This is a genomic window from Maritalea sp. S77 (assembly GCF_049801075.1).
In the GTDB taxonomy this organism is placed as follows: Bacteria; Pseudomonadota; Alphaproteobacteria; order Rhizobiales; family Devosiaceae; genus Maritalea.
This window is the reverse complement of sequence record NZ_JBNAGG010000001.1, coordinates 937545-955886: the sequence shown is the minus strand read 5'-3', so window position 1 is coordinate 955886 and position 18342 is coordinate 937545. Positions and strand designations below refer to the sequence as shown.

At 51.9% G+C, this 18342-nt stretch carries 19 protein-coding genes; 17 read left to right on the top strand and 2 right to left on the bottom strand.

Going from position 1 to position 18342, the window contains the following annotated elements; genetic code table 11:
• Nucleotides 1-14: 14 nt before the first annotated feature.
• The 15 genes from ACP15Y_RS04500 (at nt 15) to ACP15Y_RS04430 (ending at nt 13701) form a co-directional block, all read left to right on the top strand.
• Nucleotides 15-428, top strand: a complete 414-nt coding sequence (locus tag ACP15Y_RS04500; RefSeq protein WP_424981796.1) for a phage major tail protein, TP901-1 family — start codon at nt 15-17, stop codon at nt 426-428.
• Complete coding sequence (locus ACP15Y_RS04495; RefSeq protein ID WP_424981795.1) at nt 428-748, top strand: gene transfer agent family protein; 321 nt, start codon at nt 428-430, stop codon at nt 746-748. The genes ACP15Y_RS04500 and ACP15Y_RS04495 overlap by 1 nt, the downstream gene beginning before the upstream one ends.
• Nucleotides 749-751: 3 nt before the next feature.
• Entirely contained in the window at nt 752-967 is a 216-nt protein-coding gene (locus ACP15Y_RS04490; RefSeq protein ID WP_424981794.1) for a rcc01693 family protein, read from the top strand.
• Nucleotides 957-1514 (top strand): phage tail tape measure protein, encoded by a 558-nt coding sequence (locus ACP15Y_RS04485; RefSeq protein ID WP_424981793.1) that lies wholly within the window; start codon nt 957-959, stop codon nt 1512-1514. Before ACP15Y_RS04490 ends, ACP15Y_RS04485 begins: the two co-directional genes overlap by 11 nt.
• Entirely contained in the window at nt 1514-2140 is a 627-nt protein-coding gene (locus tag ACP15Y_RS04480; protein WP_424981792.1) for a phage distal tail protein, Rcc01695 family, read from the top strand. The genes ACP15Y_RS04485 and ACP15Y_RS04480 overlap by 1 nt, the downstream gene beginning before the upstream one ends.
• Nucleotides 2137-3027: a DUF2163 domain-containing protein gene (locus ACP15Y_RS04475; RefSeq protein ID WP_424981791.1), complete on the top strand. Its 891-nt coding sequence runs from the start codon at nt 2137-2139 to the stop codon at nt 3025-3027. The genes ACP15Y_RS04480 and ACP15Y_RS04475 overlap by 4 nt, the downstream gene beginning before the upstream one ends.
• Nucleotides 3024-3449 carry an NlpC/P60 family protein gene (locus tag ACP15Y_RS04470; protein ID WP_424981790.1) on the top strand — a complete coding sequence of 142 codons (426 nt, stop codon included), beginning with the start codon at nt 3024-3026 and terminating at the stop codon, nt 3447-3449. Before ACP15Y_RS04475 ends, ACP15Y_RS04470 begins: the two co-directional genes overlap by 4 nt.
• Before the next feature lie 10 nt (nt 3450-3459).
• The gene (locus ACP15Y_RS04465) at nt 3460-7299 is read left to right on the top strand and encodes a baseplate multidomain protein megatron (RefSeq protein ID WP_424981789.1); all 3840 of its coding nucleotides are present in this window, start codon (nt 3460-3462) and stop codon (nt 7297-7299) included.
• Entirely contained in the window at nt 7292-8638 is a 1347-nt protein-coding gene (locus tag ACP15Y_RS04460; RefSeq protein WP_424981787.1) for a DUF2793 domain-containing protein, read from the top strand. Before ACP15Y_RS04465 ends, ACP15Y_RS04460 begins: the two co-directional genes overlap by 8 nt.
• Before the next feature lie 8 nt (nt 8639-8646).
• The gene (locus ACP15Y_RS04455) at nt 8647-9396 is read left to right on the top strand and encodes a glycoside hydrolase family 108 protein (protein WP_424981786.1); all 750 of its coding nucleotides are present in this window, start codon (nt 8647-8649) and stop codon (nt 9394-9396) included.
• Between the two features lie 54 nt (nt 9397-9450).
• The gene (locus ACP15Y_RS04450; protein WP_424981785.1) at nt 9451-9771 is read left to right on the top strand and encodes a PepSY domain-containing protein; all 321 of its coding nucleotides are present in this window, start codon (nt 9451-9453) and stop codon (nt 9769-9771) included.
• Between the two features lie 15 nt (nt 9772-9786).
• Nucleotides 9787-10446 carry a response regulator transcription factor gene (locus ACP15Y_RS04445; RefSeq protein WP_424981784.1) on the top strand — a complete coding sequence of 220 codons (660 nt, stop codon included), beginning with the start codon at nt 9787-9789 and terminating at the stop codon, nt 10444-10446.
• Complete coding sequence (locus ACP15Y_RS04440; protein ID WP_424981783.1) at nt 10443-11786, top strand: sensor histidine kinase; 1344 nt, start codon at nt 10443-10445, stop codon at nt 11784-11786. Before ACP15Y_RS04445 ends, ACP15Y_RS04440 begins: the two co-directional genes overlap by 4 nt.
• 42 nt (nt 11787-11828) lie before the next feature.
• Complete coding sequence (locus ACP15Y_RS04435; protein ID WP_424981782.1) at nt 11829-12314, top strand: hypothetical protein; 486 nt, start codon at nt 11829-11831, stop codon at nt 12312-12314.
• A gap of 73 nt (nt 12315-12387) precedes the next feature.
• On the top strand, nt 12388-13701 hold the full coding sequence (locus tag ACP15Y_RS04430; RefSeq protein WP_424981781.1) for a hypothetical protein: 1314 nt from the start codon (nt 12388-12390) through the stop codon (nt 13699-13701).
• Here the strand turns inward: ACP15Y_RS04430 and ACP15Y_RS04425 are convergent.
• A complete protein-coding gene (locus ACP15Y_RS04425) occupies nt 13698-15524 on the bottom strand; it encodes an FAD-dependent oxidoreductase (protein WP_424981780.1) in 1827 nt (608 codons plus the stop codon). The genes ACP15Y_RS04430 and ACP15Y_RS04425 overlap by 4 nt on opposite strands.
• Nucleotides 15517-16602, bottom strand: a complete 1086-nt coding sequence (locus tag ACP15Y_RS04420) for a hypothetical protein (RefSeq protein ID WP_424981779.1) — start codon at nt 16600-16602, stop codon at nt 15517-15519. The genes ACP15Y_RS04425 and ACP15Y_RS04420 overlap by 8 nt, the downstream gene beginning before the upstream one ends.
• Nucleotides 16603-16751: 149 nt before the next feature.
• On the opposite strand from ACP15Y_RS04420, the gene ccmI reads away from it, so the two are divergent.
• Both ccmI and ccmE read left to right on the top strand, forming a co-directional pair.
• On the top strand, nt 16752-17894 hold the full coding sequence (gene ccmI, locus ACP15Y_RS04415; RefSeq protein ID WP_424981778.1) for a c-type cytochrome biogenesis protein CcmI: 1143 nt from the start codon (nt 16752-16754) through the stop codon (nt 17892-17894).
• A complete protein-coding gene (gene ccmE / locus ACP15Y_RS04410) occupies nt 17891-18340 on the top strand; it encodes a cytochrome c maturation protein CcmE (protein WP_424981777.1) in 450 nt (149 codons plus the stop codon). Before ccmI ends, ccmE begins: the two co-directional genes overlap by 4 nt.
• Nucleotides 18341-18342: the final 2 nt, after the last annotated feature.

Below are 18342 nucleotides of genomic sequence, written 5' to 3'. Positions count from 1 at the left end.
ATAAGAGGATCCAAATGGGCGCACAAAGCGGCAAGGACATGTTGCTGAAACTGGATGAAATCGGCAGTGGCAGCTTTATTACGGTGGCGGGCATACGCTCGCGACAATTGGCATTTAATGCCCAATCCATCGACACGACAGACAGCCAATCTGCAGGCCAATGGCGGGAATTGTTGCAAGGCGGCGGGGTGAAAACCGCAAGCCTTTCAGGCAGTGGCATTTTCAAAGATGCGCAAAGTGACGCGCGAATCCGCGAACTGTTTTTCGCAGGGCAGGTGCGTGACTGGCAGGTTGTGATCCCAGACTTCGGCACCATCGAGGGCAAGTTTCAAATCACGGCGTTGGAGTTTGCCGCCAACCACAATGGCGAAGTGACTTTCGACGTGGCGCTGGAAAGTGCCGGCGAAATTTCATTTACGGTGCTCTAATGGCCAATCCACGACGCGGCGAAATTGAGCTGGTCATTGATGGGAAGCCACACACATTATGCCTGACACTCGGGGCATTGGCTGAGCTAGAAGCGAAATTGCAGCTCGATGATTTGAACGGGCTAGGGAAGCGTTTCGAAGCCGGGCACATCAGTGCAAGAGATATCATTGTCATCCTCGGTGCGGGGCTGCGTGGTGCGGGCCATGCCATTAGCGATCAGGATTTGGAATCCGCGCAGATTGCAGGAGGTGCGCTTGGTGCGGCCAAAGCGGTGGCGCAATTGTTGCACTTAACTTTTGCGGCGCCGCTGGACCAATAATTGATGGTCAAATCGCCTTTTCCTTGGGCCGAGTTGGCGCAGATTGGGTTTGGAGAATTGCGGCTTTCCCCCAAAGCCTTTTGGGCCTCCAGCCCCCGCGAACTGACGCTGGCGATGCAGGCAAAACAAAAGATGTTTGGCCATGCAGCGCCGCTGGAGCGGCAAAGAATGGCCGAACTGATGGCTGATTTTCCAGATGGAGACAAATATGAACCTTGAAGAGCTTCAACAGCTACCTGAGACTGGTGCGCTGGCGGAGATTGAGGCGGAACTGGGCCGCATTGATGATCTGGCCAAAAGCGTCGGCACCACTATCACCAATGCGTTCACCAATGCCTTGGTCAACGGCAAATCGCTCAAAAATATGTTGGGCGATATCGCCAAAGCCTTCGCCCAGATTGCAGTGAAAGCCGCGCTGCAACCGCTGGGCAATATGATCAGTGGATTTGTTGGCGATCTGTTTCAAGGCACCAACAGTGCAATCCCTACCATCCAACCCTTTGCAAAAGGTGGAGTGCTGAACGCGCCGACCTATTTCCCCATGCAAAGCGGCTTGGGGTTGGCGGGCGAAGCAGGGCCAGAAGCCATTTTGCCCTTGAAGCGAAATAGCCGCGGGCAATTGGGCGTGGCCAGCGGCGCGGGGCAAGCACCTATTATGATTTCCATGACGGTAAACGCCAATGATGCGAACAGCTTTGCGCAAGCGGAAGCCGAGATTTCTGCTGGGTTGCTGAGCGCCATCAAACGAGGGCAAAGGGCAAGCTAATGGCATTTCACCACATACGTTTTCCGATCAATATTGCCATGGGCGCGCGGGGTGGGCCGCAATGGTCGACCGACATTGTGTCGCTTGTGTCTGGTGCTGAAGAACGCAACACGCGATGGGCGCAGTCGCGGCGCAAATATAATGCCGGATATGGCGTGAAAAGCTCGGCAGATATGCGCCAGATCCTCAGCTTTTTCGAGGAGCGGCGCGGCCGCTTTCACGGTTTTTTGTTTCGTGATCCGTTGGATCATAGCTCCAACCAAGAGAGCATCACGCCCTATGATCAGGATTTGGGATTTGGTGATGGCAACCAGACTGACATTCAACTGATCAAACATTATGGCAGTGCGTTTGACCCCTATGCACGGCAGATCAAAAAGCCCATTGCCGACAGTGTGCGCGTGGCGGTGAATGGCAGCGAACTGACGGCAGGTGCAGATTTCACGGTGGACGAAACTACCGGCATCCTTAGCTTTGCTAGCGCCCCAACATCTGGCGCCAACCTAACGGCAGGTTTTGAATTTGATGTGCCCGTGCGGTTCGACACGGACCATCTGGATGTTGAGCTGTCTAGCTTCGATGCCGGGTTGATCCCTTCCATTCCTTTGATTGAGATTTTGACGTGAGACAATTTTCACCTGCTTTTGACGCCCATCTGAAAAGTGGAGCTACGAGCCTCTGCAATTGCTGGTTGCTGACCTTGCGCAACGAGCAGCAATTGGGCTTTACCGACCATGACCAGCAGATCGCGTTCGATGGTCAAGTATTTGAGCCCAAAGCGGGGTTTCAACCTAGTGCCATGACCGACAAGCGCAACGAAGCGGTGGATACTGCGGAAGTGCTGGGTTTTGTTGACGAGGAACGTCTGACCGAGAAAATACTGCGGGCAGGGCTGCTGGCCAATGCCCAGGTCGATTGGTGGTGGGTGAACTGGCGCAAGCCAGACGAACGCCATTTGATGCGGCGCGACTATATTGGTGAAATCAAGCAGGTGGACAATCGGTTTGAGGCTGAACTTCGCTCGCATCATGCCAAGCTGAACCAAAAGCGCGGGCGCATCTATCAACGCCATTGCGATGCGCAATTTGGTGATGGGCGTTGTGGCATGGATGCCGATGGTGCGAGCTTTTCCAGCACGGTGACTGTGGCTGCCATCGCCGGAGACGGCACGATGACAGTGACAGGTCTGGAAGCGCGCGTGGCGGGATGGGCCGGCAAAGGCACCTTGCACTGGCAAAGTGGGGCCTACAAAAATGATCACTTGAACATTGCGCAGCATCAGCGCACGGCGGGTGTTGATCTTCTCACGCTGTCCAATTTCAAAACTGAGTTGATTGAAGTGGGCGATACAGCGCGGGTAATTGTTGGCTGCGACAAGCAATTTGCGACCTGCCGTGACAAGTTCAACAACAGTGTTAATTTTCAAGGCTTTCCGCATATTCCCGGCGATGATTTTGTGCTGCGCTATCCGCGCGCGGGCGACGATTTAAGTGGCGGAGTGCTGTTCAAATGATTGAAGCTGGACAAGTGGTTGCTGCCGCAAAAGAGTGGTTGGGTACGCCCTATTTGCATCAAGCTGCAAAGAAGAAACTGGGCTGCGATTGCCTTGGTTTGATTTTGGGGGTGGGCCACGAACTGAGTGTCGATTTGCCCGACAAGGTGCCGCCCTATTCAGCCAGTTGGCGCGATCCTAATGCGGGCACCTTATTGCAGTATCAAGCCGATCACTACTTGCGGCGACAAAACAACAGATCGCCACTTCCGGGTGATATTTTATTGTTTCGTATGCGACGCGATCTGCCCGCCAAACATTGCGCCATCCTGATCGCAAACGACCAGATGATCCATGCGCAAGAAGGCGTGGGCACGATCCAGTTGGCCTTTGATGCGCCGTGGCAGCGGCGCTTGGCGGCACACTACACATTCCCGAATTGAGGAAATTTCTTTGGCAACTCTATTACTTTCAGTTGGCGGGCAGGCCCTTGGTGCCACGCTAGGCGGACCTGTGGGCGCGACCATCGGCCGGGCGCTTGGCGCCATGGCGGGTAGCGCCATTGATAACCAGCTTTTCGGCGGAGAGGCGCCCACGCCAAAAGGGGCGGTACGCCTGCTTGGATCGCAAGAAGGAACAGCTATCTCAAGGCTTTATGGTTGGTCACGCCTGTCTGGAAACATCATCTGGGCCACAGAATTGGAGCGCCGCACCACGGCAAGCAGTGGGGCAAAATCGACCTCGAGCCAAGATGATGACAGCACAATTGTGGTCAGTCTGGCGGTGGCATTTTGTAAAGGTGAGGTGGCCCACTTGGGGCGCATTTGGGCCGATGGTCAATTGCTCGACACGCGTAACCTGACTTATCGGTTTCACCAAGGCAGTTCAGACCAAACGCCAGACAGCCTTATTGCCGCAATGCAGGGGAGTGGCAATTGCCCAGCCTATCGCGGGCTTTGCTATATTGTTTTTGAAAATCTGGATATTGGCCAGTTTGGTAATCGCATACCGCAGATTTCGGTTGAACTGTGCCGCCCCGTTGGGGATTTAGAGCAAAACCTGCGCGCGGTTTGCGTCATCCCCGGATCAACCGAATTTGGCTATGACCCTTCACCGCGCGTACGCTTGCTCGGTTATGGCGAAACCAAAACAGAAAATGCGCACCATGTGGTGGGTCGATCTGATTGGGACGTATCCATCGATGAACTCACTGCGTTATGCCCAAACTTGAAACATGTCGCGCTGGTGGTGAGTTGGTTTGGTGATGATTTGCACTGTGGCCAGTGCGAGATTGCCCCGCGCGTCATCGATCATGAACGACAACTGAAAAATGTTGAATGGCAGGTTGCGGGGCTTGATCGCAATGCTGCGCAGATCACCAGCGCAAACAATGGCGCACCGGCCTATGGTGGCACCCCGTCTGATCAATCCATCGTCGATGCCATACAAGACCTTCACGCCAGAGGGATAAAGGTGACGCTTTATCCACTTATGATGATGGATGTTCCGACGAACAATAGTCTGCCAAACCCTTATGGCGGCAATAGCCAACCAGCCTATCCATGGCGCGGTCGGGTGACGGTGCATCCGGCTATTGGACAACCATCGAGCGCGGACAAGACTGCAGCCGCCGCTAGCCAAGTGACGCAATTTATGGGCGCTTGCCAACCGAATGATTTCGGTGTGAGCAGCGGCCAAGCCAAATATAGCGGCCCGAATGAATGGCGCTATCGCCGTTATATTATGCATTACGCAAATCTGGCCCGTGCAGCGGGCGGCGTGGACGCCATGATCATCGGGTCTGAAATGCCGGGCATGAGTTTTGTGCGCGATGGTGCGCAAAATTTCCCCTATGTGCAGGCCTTGAAGCAATTGGCGGCGGATGTGCGTCAGATTGTGGGTGCAACTTGCAAACTGACCTATGCGGCGGATTGGAGCGAATATCATGGCTACCAGCCTGCTGATGAGCCGGGTGGCAAATATTTTCACCTTGATCCGCTTTGGGCAGACCCGGAAATTGATGCAGTGGGCATCGATAATTACATGCCGCTCAGTGATTGGCGTGCGGACGGTGACCATGCTGATCAAGTTTTAGCGCGGCATGAAAAAGATACAAACTATCTGGCCAAAAATATTTATGCAGGTGAGGGGTATGACTGGTATTACGCCTCAGCGGAAGATCGCGACGCTCAAATCCGCACGCCAATTGGAGACGGCGCAGCGGGCGAAGCTTGGGTTTGGCGATTTAAAGACCTGAAGGCTTGGTGGGGCAACGCACACCATGATCGTCCCAACGGTGTGAGAAGCGCCACCCCTACGGCCTGGGTGCCAGAATCAAAACCCCTTTGGCTGACAGAAATTGGCTGTGGCGCGGTACATTTGGGCGGCAATCAGCCCAATGCCTTTTCTGATCCTAAAAGCGTTGAACACAAAGAACCTTACTTTTCCGATGGGTCGCCCGACTCTGCGATGCAACGTCAGTTTTTACGGGCGCATCATAAGACCTGGCGTGAAGATGCCGCGGCCAATCCTGTGTCCAGCCAATATGGCGCGCCTATGCTGGATGCCGATCGCATTTATATCTGGGCATGGGATGCGCGGCCATTTCCAGCCTTTCCACTGCTGACCGATGAATGGTCTGATGGATCAGCCTATTTCACCGGCCATTGGCTGAATGGACGTTTGGGCGGGGCCACGATCGACGAACTTGCGCAGGCAATCGCCACAGAGGCTGGCATTGCGCTGAACGTGGCAGAAAGTTCAAAGCTGTTTATTGAAGGACAATTGACGGGTGGCAGCGCAAGCGTGCGGGACGAGCTGGCAGGACTGTTGGCCTGCGAGGACCTCTATATTGATGATGTCGCAGGGCAATTGACGCTCACAGCGCCAAGCATACATAAGCCGTTACAAATCGAAGCCGACAATCTGGCCTTCAATCAAAACGAAGCGCTCAACATCAAATATCCTGATGCGGAAGATGGTGTGCGGCGATTGGATCTCAAATTTTTGGAAAGGTTGGCAGATTACGGCACGGCGACCGCATTTTATGATCACCAAAAACAGAGCGGCGAACGGGCGTTTTTGAACTGGCCCTCAACGCTGGACCCGACTACAGCAACACAAATTGCGTCCGCGCAATGGCGCAATGGCCAGACAGCTAAAGCGCAATATCAGTTTGAGCTGCCGCCATCTTTGGCGACGTTCACCATTGGGGATGCCCTTGAAATCTTGGGGAAAACGGAGCCCGCAATTGTTGAAATGAGCCAATTGGCGCATAGCCAGAAGATGTCCTTGCGATTGCCACAGGAACCGAATGGCAGCGGTGGCGCCGAGACGTCAACGCGAACCGGAAAAACGTTAGAGCCAGCGCAGAGCGCACCGCTGATTGTGCTGGCGCAATTGCCGAACGAGGCCGCGGATGAACTAAACACCCAAGTGTTCGCCGCTGCTTTTGCCAAGCCTTGGCCCGGAAATATCCGCCTGACAGATAATCAAGGGCAGGGCATCGTGGAAATCGACAAGCCCAATCCGCTTGGTATCGTGCAAGAGGATTTTGCACCTGCGGATCGAGTTGATGTGTGGGATCACACGCAAAACCTGTTGGTTCGTATGTTGGAAGGCCATCTCAGTTCAGCTACGCTATTGGCCGTGATGCAGGGCATGAATCGCCTTTGGCTCGAAAAAACGGATGGCAGTTGGGAACAGGTTGGATTCGTATCCGCTGAATTGATTGCCCCGAAAACCTACCGATTATCACAATTGCTGCGGGGCTTAGGTAAAACACAGTTTGCCGGGGAGCAGGCTTGCGTTGCTGGGGCACGAGCGCTATTGCCTGGTGAGGGCAGTGCTCTTGCGATCTCGAGCGAGAAAGTAGGGGCGGACCTCGGTCTTTATGCCTATGCCGGGGCAGCGAGCGCTGAAGCGATCAGTCTGAACGTAACTCCAAGCACGACTCCATTGTTGCCGCTCGCGCCAGTCCACCTTAAAGCCACGCGCAAAGCAATTTCCGGCGACATCCAAATTGAATGGGTGCGGTGTACGCGCGTGGGAGGCGATATGTGGCGGGGGCAAGATGTGCCCTTGGACACTGACAATCTCAAGTTTGAGCTCCACATCGGCGCAGGTGAAACCACACTGCATTCAATCGAAATTTCCCAGACCAGCTTTGTTTACACGACCAGTGCCCAAAACAGTGACTTTGGCGCTTTGGCAGACAATGTCTGGTTTGAAGTTAAACAAATCAGCGCCATCTGGGGCGCTGGCCATCCAAAAAGGATCGATTTTAGTGACTAATACTGCACAGCTGGGCCTGCCACTAATCCAGCCGGATCAGGCCCTGAAACACATCACCCACAACGAAGCACTGCTGGGGCTAGATGTCCTTTGCCAAATTCAGCTCGAGAGCATTGGCAGCAATGCCCCACCAGACCCGGCAGTGAGCGGCAAAGCCTACGCGGTGGGTGGTACGCCGAGCGACGAGTGGAGTGGGCAAGCAGATAGACTTGCCGTTTATACCGATGGGGGATGGCGCTTTTACACGCCGCAAGAAGGATGGTTAGCGTGGAATATGGCCGAGAGCCTCCTTTATATCTTCATTGCAGGCGCCTGGGACGCTTTTTTTGATCAAGTAACGCAGCTACAAAATCTGCAGCAATTGGGGCTCGGCGCAGCAGCGGATGGCTACAATAAAATTCTCGCCAAAACGCCTTCCAGCCTCTTTTCAGCTGAATATCCTGCAGATGGTGGCTCTGGCGATACGCGGCTTTCGCTGAACAAAGCGACAAGCGGCCACGCCGCCATTTTGGGGTGGCAGGATAACTGGTCGGCCCGCGCTGAGATGGGGTTGCTAAACGATGATGATATTGCGTTGCGCGTGTCGGAAGACGGCAGCACTTGGCGAGAAGTTTTGGTCGGTGACCGAACGAGTGGAAAGCTAGCTTTGCCCAATGGTGTGTCAGGTGAAGTGCCCGGGGTGGCGCAGAAAGTCTCTATTCTGCCCGACAGCGGACGTTTCGCGGCGGAAAAGACCGGAACTGTCACCAGCTTTGTCGCACCAAGCTATTTGAAGAATGAGAATGGCTCCACCTTCGCCAGCCATGGAAAATTTCACTATGATAGCAGCACCTATGGTGGGGCTGGGACAGTGCTGGATAGTGACGTTCAAGCATTGGCTGATTTGCTGCGCGAAAGTTGGGCTGCGCGCTACCACCCTGAATTTTGGGTGGCCAAATGCATTGCCGCATCGAGTGGCTATTATGAAAATACGCAAAGCGGCAGCGCCAAATATCGGCAATTTGCCTATGATGGTCTTTTCGGCACGCGCCAATCGGCTTCGCTCTATGTGAAGGCGACAAGTGGCACTTGGCTTGTTTCAGCAAGCGAATGTGATGTGCAAATTGATGGGGTAGCCGTGGCTGATTATCAAACGCTTACGGCAGCTGACGGGTGGGTGCATATCGGCACACAATTCGCTGCTGCATCACGCACAGCTAAGCATCAATTTGTCGATTTGCTTCCGTTCTATGCAAACACAGGCAACGAGTTGCTGTTTGCGTTGCCGGCCATTTTCAACGACCGCATACAGGTTAATCCACTAGAAGGATTTATCCCTTCCATCTTTTCCATTTCATAGGGCCATTCATGAACAGTTTTCAAGCTGCGCTCGTGCACATCTTTGCGCAGGAGGGTGGATATGTCGACCATCCCCACGATCCGGGCGGCGCAACAAAATATGGAATTACGCGCGCCACCCTGGCGCGATTTCGCAACATAAAACCCGCAGCAAGGCTGCCGAAATCCGCCGTGCGTCGATTGCGCAAGTCAGAGGCGGCGCAAATTTATCATCAATATTATTGGTCCCCAATTTGGGCCACGAAATTGCCCGCCGGCATCGCGTTTTGTCTTTTCGATTTCGCGGTCAATTCCGGACCTAGCCGTGCATTGAAAACGCTGCAAAGCATTGTGCAAGCGCCTCAAGATGGGCGAATGGGTCCAGTCACGATGGCTGCGACGACCACCTTTATAAATACTCGCACCGAGGTCGACCTCATAAAACAATTAAGTGCGGCCCGGTTGCGGTTTTTGAAACGTCTTAGGCACTATCCAATCTTTGCCCGAGGTTGGCGGCGGCGCGTTGCTGAGACAGAAATACGGGCGCGCAAAATCGCGCGATCAAACTTACACTCTTCAAAGCAGATAAGGAACAAGATGATTAGCTTACAAGGATATAAGACCTATATTACCGCAGCCCTCATGTTGCTGATTGGATTGGCGCAACTGTCGGGCATAGAAGTGCCTGCATTTGATGGTACCAACACTGGTCAACTTATTATGGAAGCCTTTGCTATCATCTTCTTGCGTAAGGGGCTGAAGGAAACGGCCTTTGGATAGACGCGTACAAGGCGTTCATTTTGTGTTCAGCTTATGGCTGCTAGAAATGGTGCCATGACAAAAAAACGCATCTTCAATCGCTGCGCAACGGTCATTTTTATGGCCGTCGCACTGATATCCATCCCGACTGCCCATGCGCAAAATGCTGGCTGTACGGTTGACCGCATGGTCATCAACCTAGCTGTGCAAAAGGGTGAGATTCAATCATTTGTGCAAATCAAAAATCAGATTAAACTGAAACCCGGAGATCGGGTTTTGCGTGCCGAACTATGTGTGCGGCCAGCAGGACCTTTATATGCACTGACAATAGTGAATGATAATGGTGTTGAACGTCGCCTGAATGTGGACGCGGTCAACGGTAAAGTCATTCGATAATTTGAGGTCAAGATTATGCGCGTTTTGGTGGTTGAGGATGATCCGGATCTAAATCAACAATTATGTGAAGCTTTGGAAGAAGCTGGATATGTAGTTGATAAGGCTTTCGATGGCGAAGAGGGTCACTTTCTGGGCGATACCGAGCCTTATGACGCTGTTGTTTTGGATATTGGCCTTCCCATCAAAGATGGCATTTCCATATTAGAGGACTGGCGGCGCGAAGGCCGCGCGATGCCCGTTTTATTGCTCACCGCCCGAGACCGCTGGAGCGATAAAGTGCAAGGCATTGATGCTGGTGCCGACGATTATGTGGCCAAGCCGTTCCATATGGAAGAAGTGCTAGCAAGATTGCGCGCGCTGGTTCGGCGTGCTGCAGGACATGCGTCCAACGCGATTGAAATTGGCCCATTGCGCCTAGATATCGGCGCCAGCAAAGTCACGCTTGACGGTTCCTCCATAAAGCTCACCTCCCACGAATATCGATTGCTCTCCTATATGATGCATCACAATGGCAAGGTGATCTCACGAACCGAGTTGACCGAGCATTTGTACGATCAAGATTTCGATCGGGACTCCAACACGATTGAGGTTTTTGTCGGCAGGTTGCGCAAAAAGCTGCCTGACGGTTTGATCGAAACCGTCCGCGGTTTGGGATATAAACTGTCGGCGGAATGACCAAAAAACTCTCCATCTTTACGCGTATTTTTGTGGCAACAGCGATTTGCCTTGTGATTGGCCTTGGGGCGACCGCATGGGCGCTCTCAATGGTCTATTCGCGTGCGCTGGAGAGAAATATCGACAATGTGATCGAAAGCCAGTCGGACCAATTGATCGGGTCAATTCTCGATGAGGATGAACCTGAGGATTGGTCGTTCCAGAATATTGATCCACGTTATCAAGAGCTTGGCAGTGGATGGTATTGGCAAATTACCGATGCAGAAGGAGCACCGCTAACAACCTCGCCATCAACCTTCGGCGTCAACCTGCCGACATTGGCAATTCCCTTTGATGACCAAAACAGGCGACGAGCAGATGTGCGCGATGCTGATGGGATTCTACAACGCGTTTCTGAGCGTAAGCTTTTCACCCAAAACGGAAATTATCGCGTGCTGGTCACCGCAAATTGGGATGAGCTGAATGCGGATGTCTCCTTATTTCGAAATCAAACAATCCTCGCATTGAGCGCTGTCGGCATTGTGCTGGCGCTTTTGGCTGCCTTTGTGGCGCGGTTCTCTCTTGGACCGTTGAAAGAACTGCGGGATGAGATTGGCCGCGTGAAGAATGCAAAGTCTGAAAAGATTGAGGGTGATTATCCGTCTGAAATGTCTCCGGTAAAAGATGAAATCAACGCCCTTTTATCGACCAACAAAGAGATTGTGAGGCAAGCCCAAAACCATGTGGGGAATTTGGCGCACGGATTGAAAACGCCTCTTGCGGTGCTACGCAATGAAGCGCGTGCGAAAGAGCAGATTGAAAGTGGAATGTTGCGCACACAACTGCAGCGAATGGAAGATATCGTTCAGCGTTACCTGCAACGAGCTCAAATGGCCGCAAGATCCCAAATTCAAACAAATTATACGTCACTTGAGCCAGCTTTGAAGAGGCTCTTGGGGGCTATGCGCAAAATCCATCATCCGGTGGAATATCATTGGGAAGGGACTCCCAATGGTAAAGACATCAGCGTTCGGATGGATCCCGGTGATCTCGATGAAGTATTGGGCAATGTTTTGGACAATGCCGGGAAGTGGGCAAGTGGAAATGTGACCATTTTGACCAGCATCACAGGCGACCAACTCGAAATTGTGGTGCAGGATGATGGCGATGGTGTGCCGCAACAAAAATTACAAAAGATCGCACAACGTGGCCATCGCCTCGACGAAAATATGCACGGAAGCGGGCTTGGTCTTGATATTGTAAAAGAACTTGTTCAATTAAGTGCAGGACAGGTGAATTTTGAATGCCCCAAGGATTCGGGGCTGGCAGTTTGTATAAAACTGCCTTGTCGTGTTGAATAAAGAGCCAAATTTGGCCGCAATTGGAAGGCAAAGGTGAGGGCTATGGAAAATCAAGCAAAGAATATCGCGAAGCTCGCAATCATTTTAGGTGCAACCGCTATGGTTGCAGGTTGTGCACGCTTGGATATTGGCACAAGTCGCACCACCTATTCGAACACGGCTTCGGCTAGCGCCAGCGCACCAGTCACCACGCCAACCGTTAGCGCAACGCCAAGTGACGAGTTTCAGTCTGGTCAAATCTTGGCTTTCATCAAGCCTGAGGCTGCTTCACTGCTGAGCGCCAAGGAAACCAGTGAAGCGGCGAGCGCCCAATATTACGCGTTGCAGTTTGGCCGTGTAGGCGCATTCCGCACCTGGCAGGGCGATAGCGAGGCAAAAGGTGAAGTGACCGTTGGTCCCTACATCAAAGTAAATGGGCGAGATTGTCGCGAATTTACTCACACAGTCATTCTTAGTGGCAAGCGATATGTTTCGACGGGAACGGCCTGTCGGGCGGCCAATGGCGAATGGAAAGTCGAAACGGTCTAACACGCTGGTAGAAATCGTTTATTTACTAAAATCATCTAAGATCATGATGTTTTGATAGTAAAGTTGCGTTTAAATGCCAATTGCCACATCTCATCGATTTTCCTCAGGTGGCCTTGACCATGCTGGTTCGGGGTTTGCCCCTTTGAATCCGCTTGATGGCGATGTAACAAGCGACAGTGTTGCTAAGTACGGCGTATTAGGTGCCGTCTATGACTTGCTCGCGCCAGTAATGATGCGGTCATCGCCGCTCATATACGGCACTGCAATCGAAAAGAAGCACTTGGAACGATTCTGGGTGTGGCTTGAGCGCGATGGCGCCCCAAAACTCGTTGAGGGGTTGAAAGCCTCGGTAAATGAAAAGCCCAAAAAGATCGAACAACTTGTCGCGGCCGCCTTCGCGCAATTGGCCGAACCGTTGGAAAGCCAGTTCAATGCCGCACAAAACAGTGCAGAAATTCAGCGCCGGATGACCATCCAGTTGGGTGGATTTGACGTTTATGAAGCATTTCCCCTGATCCTGATCGCAATCAAGCATTACAATAAGCTGCAGGCGGCCAAAGAGTTGGCTGCCCACGTAAAGAAATATGAGTCAGAAGAAGAGTTTTCTGAGCTTGTAGAAGCAATTGATTTGCCCACTGGTCCAATGCAGAAGCTTTGGTGCACGGCACTTGTCTACAACATGGATTGGCCTGGAAAGTTCATGATGGGCGTGCTCGACCATTGCTATGGTGAGACCGAGCAAACGGTGCGCAAATCAGGCTATGGCCCATATGGCGACGCGATGGTGGTCAACTTGCAGCAGCTTGTTGATATCATTGAAGAACAAGCGGGCGTCTTCAGCGATATAGATCTGATGTGCCGCGCGATTGATCGTTTTCACCGCATTGCGCGGGTAATGCATTATTATCTGGATCTCGGCAAATCCAGCCAATGGAACCATTGCATTGAGGTCGTTACCGGCCGCGTTTCCAGGGTGCTGGAAAAGCGAATTTCAGAAGTGGTGCCGAACGTGACCAAAGTTTTGCGCACGCCTCATCAACAGGCCCAAACGCTGTTCACCACAGATCAGGTTCTTCAAGCCTACAACAGTGTGTATTTGCTGGATGCAGCCCGCAACGCCAAAGAGTCACTTGCAGTCAACACCGCAGTTGAACGCACATGGAGCGAGTTAGGTAAGTCTTTAGAAATTCTACTAGAGCGCGCGCTAGAGGATCAAAAATCCGCACCATTTGCGGACAGTTTGGCGATTGCCAAGGTAGAAATTGCCATCAAGCTTTGCTCAATACGATTTGGCGCCGATTACGCGCAGATCATGTCAAAGAATAAAGAAAATATTGAGCGCCGGAAGCTGGGAGCAACAATTGAGCCAAAAGGCGAAGAACACTAAGCTAAATCGCCAATGCGTGCTGGTGAGAATAGTCCATTCCGTCGCTCAACCGAAATGTTAAGCCCCGTGCTTGTTTGATCGCGGTCGCAAAAGGCGATGATCTTGTCATCTAGAATTTGTGTGATGACCCCGAGTGGCTTTTCCGCACCTTCTTGCCCAGCAACAAATAGCATTTGCCCGACACGCAGCCGTTCATCGTTGTGCGAGACGATTTCAATTTCATGTCCATTCTCAATGACATTTTTAAAGTGTTTCGGCGCGTCAAAGCTCAACAAGTCTAACTCTTTTGCATCCTCAAAATACCCGTTGGCAAAATATTGCCGCAACGTTTGATCTGTTACGGGCAGCGCGCGCAAGAAATAATTGGTCGCTTCAGGATAGTTGTAAAACGCTGCGTTGCGCCTTTGCAGCGGCGTGGGCAATTGGTGCCGATACGCAGCGGAGCTTTCATAGACTTGAGAGTTATGCACCTGCGATGCGCCATCGATCAGCCCACGCTTGCCCAAAATAGACATCGCTTCGTCGACACTTGTGAGGCAGTCCGTTTGTGAACTATAGCCAGCCGCCGTGCCAACAATTGCAACATGGGCAGGCCCAACGTTCGGCAATATGCGGCCCGTTCGCGAATCCAATTGCGATTGTCCACCCGCTTTGACCCATAGATAATTATCCGGCTGCGGCGGGTAGCCAACGAGTAAAGCCTCGCTTTCAATTTGAAACTGCTGGTGCTGCGCCTCAAAATGAGTAGGAGCAAAATGGCATTGAATCTTGGTTGGCAGGGCAGCTAGCGATTGCAAATGCACGGCGGAACCCATCTTCACGCCCACCGCCTTTGCAAACTCGATGTGACGAGAGTTTGGCCCCGTGCGTCCATCATAGGCCGCAAGAAGTTCAAGCCCAGCTTCCTTCAAGTGCATGGCGAGCCGATAAGCGCCATTTTCCACTGTGTAAAGCAAATTTTGATTATAGCGGACCAAGCCATATGCCCAAAGGTCATGAAATGCATCTTTGCTATCTAACACCCGGTGGGGGAGATGGTTGTCCAATGTAAAACCATGGTGATCACCGCCAGTTGCGATCACTAAATGATCAAATTTTAACCAGCTCAATTCTGTGCGTTGCTCATCATCCTGAAATAGGCTGTGCTGCATCAGAAGACGATTGTTGCGAATGTCCAAAGCTTTGGTGCCGGTGAACACGCTGATATTCTCAAGGGATTCTAGGCGCTCAACCAGTTTGTCGATCAATTCAACAGGCTCTGTTTCACCCGTTGATTTGCCATAATAAGCGCACATGCCACCAAGCAATTGGTCCTTTTCTAACACATAAACTTGATGTCCGACGTTCGCTGCCTCGATTGCAGCCTGCATGCCGCTGATGCCTGCGCCAATAACAACAGTTCTTTGCACAAGGCTGTTTGAGTGCGGCAAATCAAAATGCGTGTTTTGCTGCCAGTTCATCGCCAATGGTGGATTGTTTTGCCTGCGTATGAAACGGTTGAAGCGTGTCCACGCGCCCAAAGGGGCGAAATCCAGCTCCAACTCATCGCCGTCATGCAAAACCAAATCTGAAACAAGCACGCGATGAAACGGTGACTTTGAATTTCGGTGACGAGCAAACAAAGGCAATGTTGCGCTCAGCGACAACATTTCGCTGTTCGGACCCACCACTTCGGTGATGCCGTTGGCCACTAGAGCGGAATAAAGTGTGTCACCAAAACAAGCAGTTAGGGTGCGATCATTGAGGCGAACTGAAATAGGCCGCTCGAGGTCTACCAAGTGCGCAAACCGATGATTTCCTATTTGGGCGATCCGCTTACTCATTTGAACCTGCCGATCCCACACGCAACAATGTGCCTTCGCCGCCGCGCTTTCTGCCAATTTTCGCATTTTGCCAGAAAGAATCTTTGTTGGTCTGTGCGCCGGAAAGAAGATTAGAAATATGATTGGCGAGTTCTGGCATCAATGCCAAATCAAAATGCTGGGCGCCTGCAAAGCATATCGTGTTGCGCATGCCCAAAGCGTCGCAAACTAGATAGCCATCAACTGAACTGAGTTCAGTGCAATGATCCAATTGCCGAACGCGGCGGTCAGCAACATCATTGTGATGTTTAAAAAGGTGCGTGGTCAGTTGGTCCATCGGCGCAGGCGCACTGAAGATAAAGTCGGTCGCGCTAGTTTCAAATTGCCATAACCCAGTGCTGATGTCTTGCTGCGCTGCAAAGGGCAGTTGCTTTAGCTTACTAAATCGAATGATGTTATGCACTTGAGCCAAAAGAAGCGAATTACTTGGACTTTCACTCATTTGCTCAGCGATCAAGTCTGGATCAAGCAATAAAACCTTACCCGCTTTCAAAGACCTATCTTCGGTACGTCCGGTAAATCGACCATCTTTTGTGATGTGTGATTTAGTCAGATCAGCCCGTGACAATATCGTATATTCGCCCGCTTCCGAATTGTGCGCATCGCATGCTTGAATGATGTTCGAGACTTCAAAGCTCAACGAGTCGGGAAAAACCAGTTGCTCGGTTTGCGTCTCGGGATGAATTCGCCGTTCGCACACCACACCAGCATGAATGGCCGCACCTTCTGTGAATTCCAACATTGGCATATGTTGCGGAAATTGGGTAAAAATCGCCGTAGGTTTGGTGTGTACAAGTAGTTCGGCATCCAGCGTTGCGAGCAATTGCTGTGCGGTGGCTGCGCTTTCGGCAGTACGCTCAAAAAAGGCGGCAGATGTACAGAAACCAGCAGAAGTCTGGGGCGTGGCAAATAGTCGATGCGGCTGCTCAGGATCAATGATAAGCAAAATTCGCGCTTTGTGGATGCGCGTTAGGCTGAGTGCCAAGAGGCGGGCTGATGCCGTGCTCCCCAAAATGACCAAATCGTATTTGTCTGCCATATCAACTAATTGTGTTCCACTCTAAGCCCTTGAGTTGCACCACGTCAGACGCGATGCGTCAATCCGCCTAATCATATTTGCTTAAGATTTTTCCGATTTTGCGCTAAGTAGACCATCACACTTAAAATAATGCACAAAGGTTGGCCAAATTGAACTCGTTCTGGTTGTCTGCAGTCCTGCTTTCGCTGGTCGTTGCACTTGTCTTGCTGATTTCGTCTCGTGGACGCGCCCAAAAGCAAGCTGATGCCGCAGAAGATGTAAATGAAACGCCCAACACGGATGAGGTGTTTTATAAGAGCCAACTAAAGGCATTAGAGAATGACCGGGAAAACGGATTGCTTGATGATGAGCAGTTTCGCGTGGCACAAGCTGAGCTTGCGCGTGAGGCATTGGCTTCGAAGAAAGCATCGAGCCAAGCCGGCATTCCTGGACAATGGCCGTTGGCATATAATGTGTTCGCCTTGGTTGCCTTCGTCGCAATCGGTCTTGGCACTTATTACGTATTGGGATCACCTGCGCTAAAAAATCAGCCCCTTGCCACGCGATTGGCGGCGATTGAGAATTTGGACGTAGATGATGCGGTTGCAAAGATTGAGGCGCAATTGCAAGCTACTCCTGATGATATTCGGGGATGGCGGGTGTTGGTGCCTGTTTATGTGCGCCAAGGTGCTGTGGACAAGGCCATCATTGCATTTGAAAACATTGTACGCATTGAAGGTGAGAACGCCGAAAATGTGACTGATTTGGCGGAAGCGCTTTTGATGAGAGAAAACGGTGCGCCACAACCAGAAATCATAGAGTTGTTGGAAAAAGCAGGTGAGCTTGATCCACGTCACATCCGTTCGCGTTTTTATTTGGCAAACATTGCTCTGAACGAAGAAGAGTTTGACCTAGCTGAGCAACATTGGCAGGAGATTCTGGACTTGGCGCAAGGCGATGAACCATGGGTGGAAGCCGCTCAAAATGGTTTGGCTGCTGCACAAGCAGGTGCCCAGGGTGGGCCGACGCAAGAAGATGTTGAAGCACTTGCCGAGCTGGATGAAACTGACCGTAGTCAAGTTATTGCGCAAATGGTGCAGGGACTTGCCACAAGATTGTACCAAGATGGCGGCACAGTTGAAGAATGGGCGCGCTTGATCCGCTCGCGTGTCGTGCAAGAACAGTGGGACGAAGCCCAAACGGATGTTGAGGCTGCGCGCACAGCGTTTGCAGGTGACGATATGAGTTTGAATGCACTAGAAGCGGCTATAGCTGCAGATGTTGAACGACTTAAAAAGGAGCAAAACCAGTGACACGCAAACAAAAGCGTTTGGCTATTATTGGCGGATTATCTGCAGTTGTATTGACCGCTGTTGTGTTTATCGCCATCGCGATGCGCGGCACGGCGTCGTTCTTCGTGGTGCCCAGTGAGATCAAATCGCAAAATATCGCGGTAGATCAAGCCGTTCGACTAGGCGGTATCGTAAAGTCTGACAGCTGGAAGCAAGACGGGACTTCGCATAATTTCCTGGTGACGGACTGCAAGGTGGACATTCCAGTGCATTATAGCGGAATTGTGCCAGATCTTTTCCGTGAGGGCCAAGAGGTAATCGTGGAGGGCGCAATGGCCAGCGGTGAGCTGTTTGAAGCCACCAATGTTTTGGCAAAGCACGACGAAAACTATGTGCCAAAAGATATGGCTGATAAATTTGAAGAGCAGGGGCTTTGTCCCGGCCACACAGATCAGGCTTCAGGATAGTC